Genomic DNA, 14,629 nt, shown 5'->3' on the forward strand with positions numbered 1-14,629 from the left:
TATGCGCCTGACCGCCGGATCGCCCGCACGCCTCGGCGCAAGCTGGGACGGACGCGGCACCAATTTTGCGCTATTCTCCGCCAACGCGCAGAAGGTCGAGCTGTGCCTGTTCGACACGCAAGGCCGCCGCGAGCTCGAGCGCATCGAACTGCCGGAAAAGACCGAGGACGTCTGGCACGGCTATCTCAACGACGTCTCGCCCGGCCAGCTCTACGGCTTCCGGGTGCACGGCCCCTATGAGCCCGAGCACGGCCACCGCTTCAATGCCAACAAGCTGCTGCTCGACCCCTATGCAAAGCGGCTCGCCGGGCGGCTGGTCTGGAGCGATGCGCATTTCGCCTACCGCACCGGCTCGCCGCGCGAGGACCTGTCGTTCGACCGGCGCGACAATGCGCGCGGCATGCCCAAGGCCGTCGTGGTCGACGAGACCTTCAACTGGGGCCGGCGCGAGATCCGGCCGAACATTCCGTGGGAAGACACGATCATCTACGAGGCCCACGTCAAGGGCCTGACGCAGAAGCGCGACGACGTGCCGCCGAACCTCCGCGGCAATTATGGCGGCCTGTCCTCGCCGGCGATGATCGAGCACCTGAAGAAGCTCGGCGTCACCACGATCGAGCTGCTGCCGATCCACAGCTTCGTCGACGACCGCATCCTGGTCGAAAAGAAGCTCGCCAATTACTGGGGCTACAACACGCTGTCCTTCTTCGCGCCGGAGCCGCGCTATGCCCAGGACAATGCGCTCGATTCCTTCCGCACCACGGTCGCGCGCCTGCACGATGCCGGCATCGAGGTGATGCTCGACGTCGTCTACAATCACACCGCCGAGGGCAACCACCTCGGCCCGACGCTGTGCTATCGCGGCATCGACAATGCCTCCTATTACTGGCTCAACCGCGAGAACCCGCGCTACTACGACGACTTCACCGGCTGCGGCTCGTCGGTGAACCTCACCCATCCGCGGGTGCTGCAGATGGTGATGGATTCCCTGCGCTACTGGGTCGAGGTCTGCCATGTCGATGGCTTCCGCTTCGATCTCGCCACCACGCTCGCGCGCGGGCCGAACGGTTTTGACCGCGGCAGCTCGTTCCTGACCGCGATCCGGCAGGATCCGGTGCTGGCCGCCGTCAAGCTCGTCGCCGAACCCTGGGACCTCGGCCTCGGCGGCTACCAGGTCGGCGCATTCCCCTCGCAATGGTCGGAATGGAACGACCGCTATCGCAGCGCCATGCGCCGTTACTGGAGCGGCGAAGGCAGCCTGATCGGCGACATCTCCAGCCGCATGACGGCGTCCTCCGACCTGTTCAACCACGACGGAAGGCGGCTGCGCGCCAGCATCAACCACATCACCGTGCACGACGGTTTCACGCTCGCCGACCTCTTCAGCTACAACGAGAAGCACAACGAGGCCAATGGCGAGGACAATCGCGACGGCTCCAACGACAACCACAGCAACAATTGCGGTGTCGAGGGACCGACCGACGATCCAAAGATCCTCGTCCTGCGGCGGCAGCTTCGCAGGAACGTGCTGGCCTGCCTGATGCTGGCGCAGGGCGTCCCGCTGATCCTCGCCGGCGACGAGGTCGGCAATTCGCAGTCCGGCAACAACAACGCCTATTGCCAGGACAACGAGGTCGGCTGGGTCGGCTGGGACAATCTCGGCGCGGAGGGCGAGGACATGGTCGATTTCGTCGCTCAACTCGCCGACATCCGTCGCCGCTTCTCGCAGCTTCGCAGCCATCGCTGGCTCGACGGTCGCCCCAAGGACGGCATCTCCTACGGCGCGCTGTGGCTGACGCCTGAAGGTAACGAAATGACGGAGAGCGACTGGACATTCCCGGATGGGCGGTTTCTCTCCTATGTGATGGGCCCGATGGAACCGGGCGGGGCTGCGATCTTTATCGTCCTGAACGCCGCGCCCGAAGAGATCGCATTCAAATTGCCCGAGATGACCGAATACAAGAGCTGGCAGCAGATCCTGAACACGACCGATGCCAAGCTGAACACCATCGACTTCCCGTCCGGAAGCGACAGCAAGGCGCCGCCGCGCTCCGTGCTCGCCTTCGCGGGGGCGCCATGAGACCATCCTTCGGGGCGCGGCCGACGAAAGACGGCGTGTCGTTCCGGCTGTGGGCGCCCGGCGCGCGCCGCGTCGATCTCCTGCTCGACCGCAGGCACGCGATGCAGCGCCGGCGGGATGGCTGGTATGTCGCCGAGATCGGCGGCCTCCCCCCCGGCAGCCCCTACAAGTTCAGGATCGACGACGAGATCGACGTGCCTGATCCGGCCTCCGCATTCCAGCCCGAAGACGTCTTCGGCCCGAGCGAGGTGATCGATCACGACGCCTTCGCCTGGCGCGCGCACGACTGGCGCGGCCGGCCCTGGGAAGAGACGGTGCTGATCGAGACCCATGTCGGCACCTTCACCAGCGAAGGCACCTACCGCGCCATGATCGACAAGCTCGATCATCTCGCAGCGACTGGAATTACCGCGCTGGAATTGATGCCACTGGCCGATTTCGCGGGCCGCCGCGGCTGGGGCTATGACGGCGTGCTGTGGTATGCGCCCGACAGCGCCTATGGCCGTCCCGAAGATCTGAAGATGCTGATCGACGAGGCCCACCTGCGCGGGCTGATGGTTTTCCTCGACGTCGTCTACAATCATTTCGGCCCGGAAGGAAACTACCTCGGCCGCTATGCGCCGATCTTCTTCACCGATGCGCATACGCCCTGGGGCAGCGCGATCGACTATCGCGTGCCGCAGGTGCGCGCCTTTGCGGTCGAGAACGCGCTGTCCTGGCTGACCGACTACCGCTTCGACGGCCTGAGGTTGGACGCCGCCAACCACATCATGGCTGTCCCCGGCGAACAATCGATGCTGCAGGACCTCAGCGTTGCCGCCGGCGAACTCGCCAAGGCGACGGGGCGGCACATCCATCTCGTGCTGGAGAACGGCGACAATCGCGCCAGCCTGCTCGACGCCGCACAGGAGCCGCCGAACGGAAAATATCGCGGACAGTGGAACGATGATTATCACCACGTCTGGCACGTGATGCTGACCGGCGAGCTCGCCGGCTACTACGGCGACTACCAGACCCCGCGCATGGATCTCGCACGCGCGCTTGCCTCGGGCTTCGTCTATCAGGGCGAGATCTCGGAGTTCTGGGGCAAGAAGCCGCGCGGCGAGCCGAGCGGCCAGTTGCCGCCCGCAACCTTCGTCAATTTCCTGCAGAACCACGACCAGATCGGCAATCGACCGCTCGGCGACCGGCTCGAGAGCCTGGCATCGCCGCAGCAGATCGAGGCCGCGCTTGCGGTGACCCTGCTCGCACCGATGGTGCCGATGCTGTTTCAGGGCGAGGAATGGGGCTCGAAGGTCCCCTTCCCGTTCTTCTGCGATTTCCAGGGCGGCCTTGCCGATGCCGTGCGCAAGGGCCGCAAGCAGGAATATGGCTGGGCCTATGAGAAATACGGCGACGAGGTGCCCGACCCGCTCGATCCGGCAACGCTGGAATCGGCTGTGCTCGACTGGACCGGCCGCACGCCGGAGCAGAATGCGCGGCTCGCTTTGGTGCGTGACCTGCTCGCGCTCCGCCGCAAGGAGATCATGCCGCGCTTGAAGGGCGCAAGCTTCGGTGATGCGGAGGCGGCCGACAACGGCCTGCTCAGCGCGCATTGGCGCATGGGGGACGGCACGACGCTGCGCCTCGTCGCCAACCTGTCGGATCACGAGATCACTTCCACCGTCAGCACGGGCGCGCCGATCTGGGGCGGCGCGGCCGGTGATCGGCTTCCGCCCTGGTCGGTGGTCTGGCGCCTCGGAGGTTGACATGCCTCCCGCCATTCCGCTTGCGACCTACCGGCTCCAGCTCACCGCGGATTTCGGCTTCGACAAGGCTACCGAAGTCATCCCATACCTGAAAGGGCTCGGGATCACGCATCTCTATGCCTCGCCGGTGATGAAGGCGCGCAAGGGCTCGACGCATGGCTACGACACCGTCGATCATAGCCAGCTCAATCCCGAGCTCGGCGGCGAAGCCGGCTTCGCGCGACTGAGCGAGGCGCTCAGGCAGCACGACCTCGGCCTCATCATCGATTTCGTGCCCAACCATGTCGGCGTGCATTTCGCCGACAATCCCTGGTGGCTCGACATGCTGGAATGGGGCCAGGCCTCGCCGCACGCGGCCGCCTTCGATATCGACTGGGATCTGCTGCCCCACCGCGCCCGCGGCGGCGTGCTGCTGCCGATCCTCGGCTCGTCCTATGGCGATGCGCTCGAGCGTGGGGAGATCGAGCTGCGTTACGATCCCGATGAGGGCAGCTTTTCCGCCTGGTATTTCGAGCATCGCTTGCCGATCGCGCCCGAGCGCTATGGCGAAATCCTGCGCATGACCGTGAAGGAGGCGAACGCCGCCGAGACGGACGCCGGCAAACACCTGCTCGCGCTTGCGGCGCGCTACACGGGATTACGCCGCCCCAATCGCAAGGAAGCGCCGGGCTTCAAGGCCGAACTCAAGGAGATCGCGGGCGCCGCCGACATCATCAGCCGCGGTCTTGCCGCCTATCGTGCCGCCAAGGACCGTCCCGCGCAGACGCTGGCGCTGCATCACCTGCTGGAGCGCCAGAACTACAAGCTCGGACACTGGCGGCTCGCCTCCAGCGACATCAATTATCGCCGCTTCTTCGACGTCAACGGGCTCGCTGGCCTCCGCGTCGAGGACCCCGGCACCTTCGCCGCCACGCACCGGCTGGTGAAGCAGCTCGTCGCCGACGGCAAATTGCAGGGCATCCGCCTCGATCACATCGACGGCCTGCGCGATCCCGCGCAATATTGCCAGCGGCTCCGCCGGCTGGTGCGTGATGCGCAGGGCAAGACGAAACCGTTCTATACGCTGATCGAGAAGATCCTGTGCGAGCACGAGAAGCTGCCGCATTTCGCCGGCGTCCAGGGCACCACCGGCTATGAGTGGATGAACGTCATCACGCAAGTGCTGGTCGACGCCAAGGGGCTGGAGGCGCTGGACGAGACCTGGCGCCAGATCAGCAACCACCCGCCGCGGCTTGCGCCTTACGTCAAGGAGGCCAAGCGGCGCGTGCTGGAGACGCTGCTGACCAGCGAATTCACTGTGCTGACGCGCCTGCTCGCGCGCATCGCCAACGGACACTATTCGACGCGCGACTTCTCAGCCGACAGCCTGCGGCAGGCGCTCGAACTCTACGTGCTGCATTTCCCGGTCTATCGCACCTATCTCACCACGGCCGGGGCGACGGCGCACGACCGCAAGCTGATCGAGGACACTATCGCGCGCGCCCGCGCCGAATGGTTCGCCGCGGACGAAGGCATCTTCGACTTCCTGCGCGATGCCCTGACCATGGATCTGCTCAAGCCCGGCCGGCCCCCTCACAGCACGCCGCGCGTGCGCCGCTTCGCCCTGAAGGTGCAGCAGTTCACCGGGCCGATGATGGCAAAGTCGCTGGAGGACACCGCGTTCTACCAGTTTCATCGGCTGCTGGCGCTGAACGAGGTCGGCGGCGATCCCGCGAGCGCCGGCCTCACCGTTCCCGCCTTCCATGAGGCGATGCGCGCGCGCGCCAGGGAGTGGCCGCAAGGAATGACGGCGACCGCCACCCACGACACCAAGCGCGGCGAGGACGCCCGCGCCCGGATTGCGGCGCTCAGCGAGATTCCCGGCGAATGGACCAGCGCGGTGTCGCGCTGGAAGGTCCTGAATGCGCCGCATCTTGCGCTTCACGTCAATCTGCGCGCGCCGTCGGCGACGTTCGAATACATGCTCTACCAGACCCTGCTCGGCGCATGGCCGCTGCAGGGACCGGCTGATGCCGGTTTCGTCGAGCGCATTCAGGCCTATGCACTCAAGGCCGCGCGCGAGGGCAAGGAGGAGACGAGCTGGCTCAACCCGCACCAGGGCTATGAGAGCGGCGTCAAGAGCTTCATCGGGAAGATCCTCGATCCCGCGCTGTCCGGCGAATTTTTGGAGGCGCTGCAAACCCTGGCCCGCCGCATCGCGCTGCTCGGCGCGCTGAACTCGCTGAGCCAGCTCACGCTCAAGGCGACGCTGCCGGGCGTGCCCGACTTCTACCAAGGCACCGAATTCTGGGACCTTTCGCTGGTCGATCCCGACAACCGCCGCCCGGTGGATTTTGCCGCGCGCGATACCGCGCTGGCGTCACTGCAAATACCGGACTGGAGCGGGCTGACCAGGACCTGGCCGGACGGCCGGCTCAAGCTCGCCTGGACGCGGCACCTGCTCAGGCTGCGCAACGCGCTCGCCGACGTTTTCGCGCAAGGCGATTACCAGCCGCTGGAGGTGCGCGGCGCGCATGCTGACCACGTCATCGCGTTCGCTCGCCGCCGCGGCCGCGCTGCGGCGATCGTCATCGTCGGACGCCAGTTTGCACCGTTCACGCAAGCGGGCCGCGAATGGCCAGCCCCCGAAGGCCTCGACGCGACCGTCGATATCACGGGTTATGCCGCGGCGGGACTTGCGGGCAACGCGCTGCCGATCGCACAGGCTTTCCGTGATTTTCCTGCGGCCGTCATCGAGGCTCGCGCAGCAAGCACCATCAGGCCTGCGCGGCAGCGCGTAAGCGCCTGAAACTCACTTTCCGTCGTCCTTGGTGAGCAGCAACTGCCCGCGCTTCCTGATGGTCGCCTGCGCCATCTCGGCAAAGCGCTGCAACAGCCACGGCAAGACCACCTGAACCTTGACGTGATCGTCGGCGACGTCGACCTGACCGGTCGCGATCTGTCCGAGCGCGCGGATGCGGAAATTCATGCTGTCGCCGCTCCAGCGCTCCTCCTCGACCTGCAGCACGGGAATGCTGGCCGCCGCGCGGCCAAGCCCGCTCTTGAGCCGGCGCACTGCCTCTTCGCGGCCGAGACGGTGCGGAATGGAAACGACAAGCGGTGCTGACATGGCCCTGCCCTGCGCTGATTCATCCTCACTTAGTGATTCCGGCCGCAACGATAAAGGTTCCATGCAACTTGCACCTGTCGCCCCGTTTCAAAACCGGAACTTTAAAACCTGCGGCAAGTTGCCCTCGCACACGGGACAGGTGCAAACGACCCTTTCCACAAGGGCTGGAGGAGACTCGCATGTCAATCGGCACGATCATTCTGATCATTCTGGTCATCGCCCTGCTCGGCGGCTTCAGCGGCATTGGCGGCGGCCCGTTCTACGGCACCGGTTATTACGGCGGCGGCGGCCTCGGGCTGGTCATCGTCATCCTGTTGATCCTGCTGCTGATGGGACGGATCTAAGACGAGGACTCGTAGGGTGGGTTAGCACGCGGCTGCGCGAAGCGCAGTCCGCTGGCGTAACCCACCACTTCTGTCTCTGCGGAAACCAAAGAGGTGGGTTACGCCTTGCGGCTAACCCACCCTACTTCTTCCCCGCCAGCTTCTTCATCGCCACCTTGATCGACACCGCCGCATCGTCATAGCCCTCCCAGGCCTTGGACCGTCTTAACAGGCCCGGCACGGTCCGTAGCGTATACTTCTTCGGATCGAGATCGCTCTTCACCTGCGCCCAGGTCACGGGCATCGACACGGTCGCACCGGCGCGCGCGCGCGGCGAAAGCGCGGCAACCGCGGTCGACATGCGGTCGTTGCGGAGATAGTCCAGGAAGATCTTTCCGTTCCGCAGCTTCTTCGACATGTTGAGCAGATAGCGCTCGGGGTCGTCATCGGCCATCCACTGGCAGATTCCTTGCGCAAACGCCTTGGCCTCCTTCCAGCTCACCTTGTCGCGCGCGCCATGGAGCAGCGGCACCACCACATGGAGCCCCTTGCCGCCGGTGGTCTTGCAAAAGCTCTCCATGCCGACATCGGCGAGCCGCTGCCGCATCTCCTTGGCCGCCTCGACGACGTCGGCAAAGTCCACGTCCGGCGCCGGGTCGAGATCGAACACCAGCCGCCCCGGCGTGTCATAGGCATCAGGCGCGCAATTCCAGGGATGCAGCTCGACACCGCCGATCTGCGCGACTGCGGCCAGTCCCTCGACACGATCGATCTGCAAATACGGCTTGCGATCGCCGGAGACTTTTGCGAGCTCGAGCAGGTTCGAGGTGCCCTGCATGGCATGACGCTGGAAGAACTTTTCGCCGCCGATGCCGTCGGGCGCGCGCAGGATCGAGCATGGGCGTCCCTTCAGGTGCTCGATCATCCAGCTTCCGACCGCTTCGAAATAGCGCGCGAGATCGAGCTTCGTCACGCCCTCGCCGTCGCCGTCGTTCGGCCACAGCTCCTTGTCCGGTTTCGAGATGACGACGCCCATCACTTCCGCGGTGCCGGCGTCCTTGGATCGCTTCGCGGTCTTCGCAGCGCGCTTCCTGGTCGAGGGTTCGGCGAGCGCGGTATCGACCGGCGTCTCGGCCTCGACCTCCTCGGCGGGCTTGTCCTGCCGCAAGCCCTTGAACGCGGCCTGGCGGATATTGCCGTCGGCGGTGAAGCCGGCAAATTCGATCTCGGCGACGAGCTCCGGCTTCAGCCAGTGCACCTCGCGCGTCTTCTTCGGAGCATTCTTGCCGCCGAAGGGACTCTCCTTGCTCTCCATCGCCTTCAGAGAGGGCATGATGCGCCTGACCTTGTCGGCGCCAAAGCCGGTGCCGACCATGCCGACAAAGGCGAGATGATCACCGCGATGCACGCCGGCCATCAGCGAGCGGAATTTGCCGTTGGTGGTCTTGTAGCCGCCGATCACGACCTCGTGGCCGGCGCGGCATTTGGCCTTGGTCCAGCTTTCGGTGCGGCCGGAGCGATAGGGCGCGTCGAGCTTCTTCGACACCACGCCTTCCAGCTCGAGCTTGCAGGCCGATTGCAGCACCGCCTCGCTACCGCTCTCGAAATGCTCGACATAGCGGATCTGCGCCGACTTGCGCTTGCGCGGCTCCAATAGCTCCTTGAGCCGCGCCTTGCGCTGGCCGAGCGGCAGCCGACGGTAGTCCTGATTTTCCGCGAAGAGGAGATCGAACGCGAAGAAGATGAGATCCTCGGTCTTGCCGTCCGACAGAGCGGCCTGGAGCGAGGAGAAATTCGGCGCGCCGTTGTGATCGAGCGCGACGATCTCGCCGTCGATCATGGCATCCGGCAGCGAAGTCGCCTCCTTCGCGATCGAAGCGAACTTGTCGGTCCAGTCCAGGCCCTTGCGCGTCTTCAACGTCGCCTCGCCGTCCTCGACCCGGAGCTGCACCCGGTAGCCGTCGAACTTGATCTCGTGGCACCAGCCATTGCCGGCCGGCGGCCGCTCGACCGGCGTGCAGAGCTGCGGCGCGACGAAATCCGGCATCGCCGAGACCTTCTTGGCATTCGTGGCCGTCGTCGTCTTCTTTCCCGTCTTTCCGGCCTTCAACGCCGTGCGCGGCGCCGGCTGCAAGGTCCTGCCTTTCGTCTCCTCGGTCCGATTGGACTGCCAGACCGCATCCGCCTTGGCCTTGCCCTTCGCCAGCATGAATGGCTTCGGCGCGCGGCCCTTGCCTTCGGCGATCTGCTCCATGGCACGGCCGGAGGCGACCGACTTGTCCTCGTCGAGAATGTCGTTGTCCGCGCCCTCGCGGGCGTACTCGTCGCGATGCTTGATCAGCAGCCAGTTGGTGCGCTTTTCGCCGCCGCGGTTGCGCATGCGCACAAGCACCCAGCTGCCCTGCAGCTTGTCGCCGTGAAGCGTGAACTTGAGGTCGCCTTTCCTGAAGCCCGCTTCCGGATCTTCCGCCTCCCACGTGCCGCGGTCCCACAGCATCACTGTGCCGCCGCCGTACTGGCCTTCCGGAATCGTGCCTTCGAAATCGCCATAGTCGAGCGGGTGATCCTCGACCTCGACCGCCAGGCGCTTGTCGTGGGGATCGAGCGAAGGCCCTTTCGTCACGGCCCAGGACTTGAACACGCCGTCGAATTCGAGCCGGAAATCGTAATGCAGACGCGTCGCATCATGCTTCTGGATCACGAAGCGCCGCCGGTCCGATGGCGCCACCGCGGTCTTGCCGGATGGCTCAGGCGTCTTCTCGAAGTCACGCTTCCGTCGGTAGGTGGAGAGTTTTTGCAGCACGACCGGTCCCGCTTCTCTTTTGGTTTTCAAAGCCTATCACGGCAAAAGTCCCACCCGGAACCAAAACCCGATGGCGAGGTTGGAGTTCCAAAACCTCTTGAAAACGCTGGAGAATGGAATGGCTCCCCGTGCCTATTGGAAGGGAACGCTGAAGCTCTCGCTGGTCAGTTGCCCTGTCGTGCTCTATCCCGCGACGACTGCGGCCGAGAAGACCCGGTTTCACATGATCAACCGCGAGACCGGCAATCGTCTCAAGCAGCAGATGGTCGATATCGAGACCGGCGACGTCGTCGAGAGCGACCAGAAAGGGCGCGGCTACGAATTGCGCAAGGGCAAGTATGTGGAGGTCGAGCCGGAGGAACTCGAGGCGGTGCAGATCGAGAGCAATCACACCATCGACATCGAGAGTTTCGTGCCGAGCGAGGAAATCGACCAGCGCTATCTCAACCATCCCTATTACATCGCGCCCGACGGCAAGGCCGCGATCGACGCTTTCGCGGTGATCCGCGATGCCATGAAGGATCAGGATCGCGTGGCGCTCGCCAAGATCGTGCTCACCAACCGCGAGCACATCATCGCGATCGAACCGCTCGGCAAGGGCCTGCTCGGCACCACGCTGCGCTACCCCTACGAGCTCCGCGACGAGGACCAGTTCTTCGACGACATCAAGAGCCCGAAAATCACCAAGGACATGGTCGAGCTCGCCGGTCACATCCTGCACACCAAGGCCGCGCATTTCGATCCCGCCAAGTTCAAGGACGAGTACGAGAACGCGCTGAAGGCGCTGGTCAGGCGCAAGGCGAGCGGCAAGACGATCGAGCTGCCCGAGCCGGAGGAGCGCCCGAGCAACGTCGTCAGCCTGATGGATGCGCTGAAGCAGAGCCTGAAGGGGCGCAGCAGGAAAACGTCGGCCAAGTCACACGCGCGCCGCGCAACGGGGCGGCAGCGCAGTGCGCGGAAGACGCACCGGGCAGCGGCGAGGCATCGGAAGGCGGGTTAGCACGTCATTCCGGGGCGATGCGAAGCATTGAGCCCGGAATCCATCATGCCAAGCGTGACGAGCGGAGATATGGATTCCGGGCCCGCGCCAAGGGGGCGCGTCCCGGAATGACAACGGGGCCTAATCCCCCGCCTTCAGCCGGTAGCCGATCCCCGTCTCGGTCAGCACATATTGCGGACGCTCCGGATCGGCTTCGATCTTTTGCCGGAGCTGGCGGACATAGACGCGTAAGTATTGCGCGTCGGTCAGCTCGTCCCAGAGCTCCTTGAGCAGGAATCTGTGGGTCAGAACCTTGCCGGCGTGCTGCACCAGGACGCGCAGGAGCTCATATTCCTTCGGCGACAGTTTGACGTCGCGCTCGCCGACCTTGACGATACGGCGTACGAGATCGACCGAGAGATCGCCGGTGCGAAACACCGGGCGCTCGCCCTGGACCTGGAGCTGGTGGCGCAGCGCAGCGCGCAGGCGCGCCAGAAGCTCGTCCATGCCGAACGGCTTGGTCAGGTAATCGTCGGCACCGAGATCGAGCGCCTGCACCTTGCCGGCCTCGTCGCCACGGCTCGACAGCACCACAATCGGCACGGCCTCGTTACGGGCCCGGATGGTGCGCAGCAGCTCATGGCCCTGGATGTCGGGCAGGCCGAGATCGAGGATGATCAGCGCGGGCTCTTCGGCGAGCTTTTCCAGCGCCGACTTGCCGTTTGGTGCTTCCAATATCTCATAGCCCTGCGTCGTCAGTCCCATCCGCAACAATTTGCGGATCGGCGGCTCGTCGTCGATGACCAGGACCTTGATCGCGGCGGCACTCATGCGGCGGTATCCAATGCGTGGGTCTGGGCCGGAACCGGCAGACGGATGGTGAGGATCGCGCCGCTCCGGTCATTGCGGTTGGCGGCCGAAATCGTGCCCCGCATCGCTTCGACGAAGCCGCGGGAGATCGCGAGCCCGAGGCCCGTGCCGGGACGGACATGATCGCCCTTCTGCGCACGGTAGAACTTGTCGAACACGCTCTCGAGCTCGTGGGGCGGAATGCCCTCGCCTTCGTCGGCAACCTCCACCACCACCTGATCCCGCTCGCGCCGGCTCCGGATCGAGATGGTGGTGTCGGCCAGCGAATATTTCGCCGCGTTGTCGAGCAGGTTGAACAGCACCTGCTCGAACAGCACCGCATCCAGCTGCAGCATCGGCAGATCGGCGGCCAGCACCAGCTCGACCTTGTGGGCGGTCAGGATCTTGCTGGCGCGGCGCAGCGCGCTGCCGATGATCTCGCCGAGATCGTGCAATGCCGTGTTGGGCACGATGGCACCGGATTCGAGCTTTGTCATGTCGAGGAGATTGGCGATGAAGCGGTTGAGCCGCTCGGATTCGTCGATGACGGTTGCGAGCAGATCGCGCTTCTCGGTGTCGGACAAGGCACCGGCGAGATCGCGCATGGTCGAGGCCGCGCCGAGCACGGAGGCGAGCGGAGTCTTCAGGTCGTGCGAGATCGAGGTCAAGAGCGCCGAGCGCAGCCGCTCGGATTCGACGGTGCGCTTGACGCGATCCATATCCTCGACCAGCAGCACGCGCTCGATCGCGAGCGCGCCCTGGTCGACCAGCGCATCCAGCAGCCGGCGCTGATCCGGCGTCAGCAGCGGGCCGGTGCGGTCGTTGTCCATGCCGATGACGCCGATCAGGCCGCGCCCGGTGCGCATCGGCAGGAACAGCCGCTTTGCGCCGGGCAGCGTGTCCGATCCGCGACCGGCCGGACGATCGTTGCTCCAGGCCCAATTGGCGGCGGCAAGATCGGCCTGATCGAGTTCATCCTCCGGCGGATAGCCGGATTTCACCATCAACAGCCCCTCTTCCGGCAGCAGCAGCACCACGCGGACCTTCAACATCAGCGCGATCTGGTAGGCCGTCGCCCACAGCACATCGTCGAGCGTGGCCGTGCCGGCGAGCTTGCGGCTGAAAGCATAGAGCTGCTCGGTCATCCTGATCCGGCCGATCGCCGCATCGGCCTGCGTGCGCACGCGCGCCGCGACATTGGAGACCAGCATCGCAACCACCGTGAACAGGACAAAGGCGGCGACGTTGGTCGGATCGGTGATCGTGAAGGTGTAGATCGGCGGGATGAAGAAGAAGTTGTAGCAGAGCGACGCCGCCACCGTCGCCAGCAGGGATGGCCACAAGCCGTAGCGCACGGCCACTGCCACGACCGAGGTCAGCAGCACGAGATCGACGTTCTCGATGCCGAAATAAGGCTGGATCAGCTCGGCGGCACCAAGACCTACCAGCACGATACCGAGCGCCTTGAGATAGGGCAGCGGATTGAACGGCTCGGATCGCGCTGCGGTCTGCACCGCCGTCTTGGGCACCGCCTCTGCGGAGAGCTCGTCGCCGGGGATGACGTGAACGCTGATGTTGCCCGCGCGGCGCACCAGATCATGCACCACCGAGCCGCGCGTCATCTCGAACCAGCGCGAGCGGGTCGACTTGCCGATCACGATCTGGGTGACGTTGTTGGCCTGCGCGAAATTGATGAGGTCGTCCGCGATGCGGCGGCCGACGGCGGGAATGGTCAAGGCCTCGCCGCCCAGCGATTCCGCGAGCCGCAGCGTATCGGCGAGGCGATCGCGCTCCTCGTCGGACAATTGCAGGGATCGCCGGGTCTCGATCGAGATCGCGGTGAATGGCGCATGCAGCCGGTCGGCCAGCCGCTTAGTATAGCGCACGAGGCCTGCGGCACGCGGATCCTCGCTGACACAGACCAGGATACGCTCGCCCGCGGCCCAGGGGCCGGCGATCGCATTGGCCTGCATGTGGGTGAGCAGCTGCTCGTCGACCCGTTCGGCGGTCCGCCGCAGCGCGAGCTCGCGCAGTGCCGTGAGATTGCCTGGCGAGAAATAATGCTCCAGCGCCCGCTCGGCCTGCTTGGGCACATAGACCTTGCCCTCCTTCAGCCGCTGGATCAGGTCGTCGGGCGTGAGGTCGATCAGTTCGATCGCATCGGCCCGGTCGAACACCGAATCCGGTACGGTCTCCCGCACCCGCACATGGGTGATCTGGGCGACGACGTCATTGAGGCTTTCGATGTGCTGGATATTGACGGCGGTGTAGACGTCGATGCCGTGCGACAGCAGCTCCTCGACGTCGAGATAGCGCTTGGGATGGCGGCTGCCAGGTGCATTGGTGTGGGCGAGCTCGTCGACCAGCGCGATCTTGGGGCGGCGCGCGATCACGGCGTCGAGGTCCATCTCCTCGACCGTCTGGCCGCGGTAATCCAGCCTCTTGCGCGGGACCACTTCCAGTCCCCGCACCAGCGCCTCGGTCTCGGCGCGGCCATGGGTCTCGACGAAGCCGACCACGACGTCGATGCCGGCCTTGTGCCTGGCGTGAGCGCTCTGCAGCATCTCGTAGGTCTTGCCGACGCCGGGTGCGGCGCCGACGAAGATCTTCAGCTTGCCGCTCGCGCTTTCCTCTCGGCGCGCAGCTTCCAGCAGCGCCTCGGGAGACGGACGTTGTTCGGGATCGCGGCGCTCTCGGACCATCGGGGCGGTTACGGCTCGTTAGGTTGTTCGCCTGCC

The 14,629-nt window shown here is 65.3% G+C and carries 9 protein-coding genes; 5 read left to right on the forward strand and 4 right to left on the reverse strand.

Annotated elements, in window-relative coordinates; all coding sequences use genetic code 11:
- Position 1: 1 nt before the first annotated feature.
- Genes glgX through treY form a run of 3 tightly spaced genes read left to right on the forward strand, consistent with a single transcriptional unit; the run spans position 2 to position 6,616 of the window.
- Positions 2-2,080 carry a glycogen debranching protein GlgX gene (gene glgX, locus GGD63_RS19925; protein ID WP_183244888.1) on the forward strand — a complete coding sequence of 693 codons (2,079 nt, stop codon included), beginning with the start codon at positions 2-4 and terminating at the stop codon, positions 2,078-2,080.
- The gene (gene treZ, locus GGD63_RS19930; RefSeq protein WP_183244889.1) at positions 2,077-3,828 is read left to right on the forward strand and encodes a malto-oligosyltrehalose trehalohydrolase; all 1,752 of its coding nucleotides are present in this window, start codon (positions 2,077-2,079) and stop codon (positions 3,826-3,828) included. The genes glgX and treZ overlap by 4 nt, the downstream gene beginning before the upstream one ends.
- Position 3,829: 1 nt before the next feature.
- On the forward strand, positions 3,830-6,616 hold the full coding sequence (gene treY, locus GGD63_RS19935) for a malto-oligosyltrehalose synthase (RefSeq protein ID WP_183244890.1): 2,787 nt from the start codon (positions 3,830-3,832) through the stop codon (positions 6,614-6,616).
- Positions 6,617-6,619: 3 nt separating this feature from the next.
- Here treY and GGD63_RS19940 read toward each other — a convergent pair whose 3' ends face one another.
- Positions 6,620-6,937: a polyhydroxyalkanoic acid system family protein gene (locus GGD63_RS19940; RefSeq protein WP_183244891.1), complete on the reverse strand. Its 318-nt coding sequence runs from the start codon at positions 6,935-6,937 to the stop codon at positions 6,620-6,622.
- Between the two features lie 179 nt (positions 6,938-7,116).
- Here GGD63_RS19940 and GGD63_RS19945 point away from each other — a divergent pair, with 179 nt between their 5' ends.
- On the forward strand, positions 7,117-7,281 hold the full coding sequence (locus GGD63_RS19945; RefSeq protein WP_018318514.1) for a DUF3309 family protein: 165 nt from the start codon (positions 7,117-7,119) through the stop codon (positions 7,279-7,281).
- Between the two features lie 121 nt (positions 7,282-7,402).
- Here GGD63_RS19945 and ligD read toward each other — a convergent pair whose 3' ends face one another.
- The gene (gene ligD / locus GGD63_RS19950) at positions 7,403-10,063 is read right to left on the reverse strand and encodes a DNA ligase D (protein ID WP_183245002.1); all 2,661 of its coding nucleotides are present in this window, start codon (positions 10,061-10,063) and stop codon (positions 7,403-7,405) included.
- Positions 10,064-10,181: 118 nt separating this feature from the next.
- On the opposite strand from ligD, the gene GGD63_RS19955 reads away from it, so the two are divergent.
- Positions 10,182-11,063, forward strand: coding sequence for a Ku protein (locus tag GGD63_RS19955; RefSeq protein WP_183244892.1), 882 nt, complete (start codon positions 10,182-10,184; stop codon positions 11,061-11,063).
- A 120-nt stretch (positions 11,064-11,183) separates the two neighbouring features.
- On the opposite strand, the gene GGD63_RS19960 is transcribed toward GGD63_RS19955, so the two are convergent.
- Positions 11,184-11,873, reverse strand: a complete 690-nt coding sequence (locus GGD63_RS19960) for a response regulator (RefSeq protein ID WP_183244893.1) — start codon at positions 11,871-11,873, stop codon at positions 11,184-11,186.
- On the reverse strand, positions 11,870-14,593 hold the full coding sequence (locus GGD63_RS19965; protein WP_183244894.1) for a sensor histidine kinase KdpD: 2,724 nt from the start codon (positions 14,591-14,593) through the stop codon (positions 11,870-11,872). Before GGD63_RS19965 ends, GGD63_RS19960 begins: the two co-directional genes overlap by 4 nt.
- Positions 14,594-14,629 lie beyond the last annotated feature (36 nt).

This window comes from Bradyrhizobium sp. cir1 (assembly GCF_014198245.1).
In the GTDB taxonomy this organism is placed as follows: Bacteria; Pseudomonadota; Alphaproteobacteria; order Rhizobiales; family Xanthobacteraceae; genus Bradyrhizobium.

Excerpts from the sequence above, each read along its gene's own strand:
- GGD63_RS19960 (WP_183244893.1), bottom strand. The coding sequence starts at position 11,873 with ATGAGTGCCGCCGCGATCAAGGTCCTGGTCATCGACGACGAGCCGCCG.
- GGD63_RS19945 (WP_018318514.1), top strand. The coding sequence starts at position 7,117 with ATGTCAATCGGCACGATCATTCTGATCATTCTGGTCATCGCCCTGCTC.
- GGD63_RS19955 (WP_183244892.1), top strand. The coding sequence starts at position 10,182 with ATGGCTCCCCGTGCCTATTGGAAGGGAACGCTGAAGCTCTCGCTGGTC.
- treZ (WP_183244889.1), top strand. The coding sequence starts at position 2,077 with ATGAGACCATCCTTCGGGGCGCGGCCGACGAAAGACGGCGTGTCGTTC.
- GGD63_RS19940 (WP_183244891.1), bottom strand. The coding sequence starts at position 6,937 with ATGTCAGCACCGCTTGTCGTTTCCATTCCGCACCGTCTCGGCCGCGAA.
- glgX (WP_183244888.1), top strand. The coding sequence starts at position 2 with ATGCGCCTGACCGCCGGATCGCCCGCACGCCTCGGCGCAAGCTGGGAC.
- GGD63_RS19965 (WP_183244894.1), bottom strand. The coding sequence starts at position 14,593 with ATGGTCCGAGAGCGCCGCGATCCCGAACAACGTCCGTCTCCCGAGGCG.
- treY (WP_183244890.1), top strand. The coding sequence starts at position 3,830 with ATGCCTCCCGCCATTCCGCTTGCGACCTACCGGCTCCAGCTCACCGCG.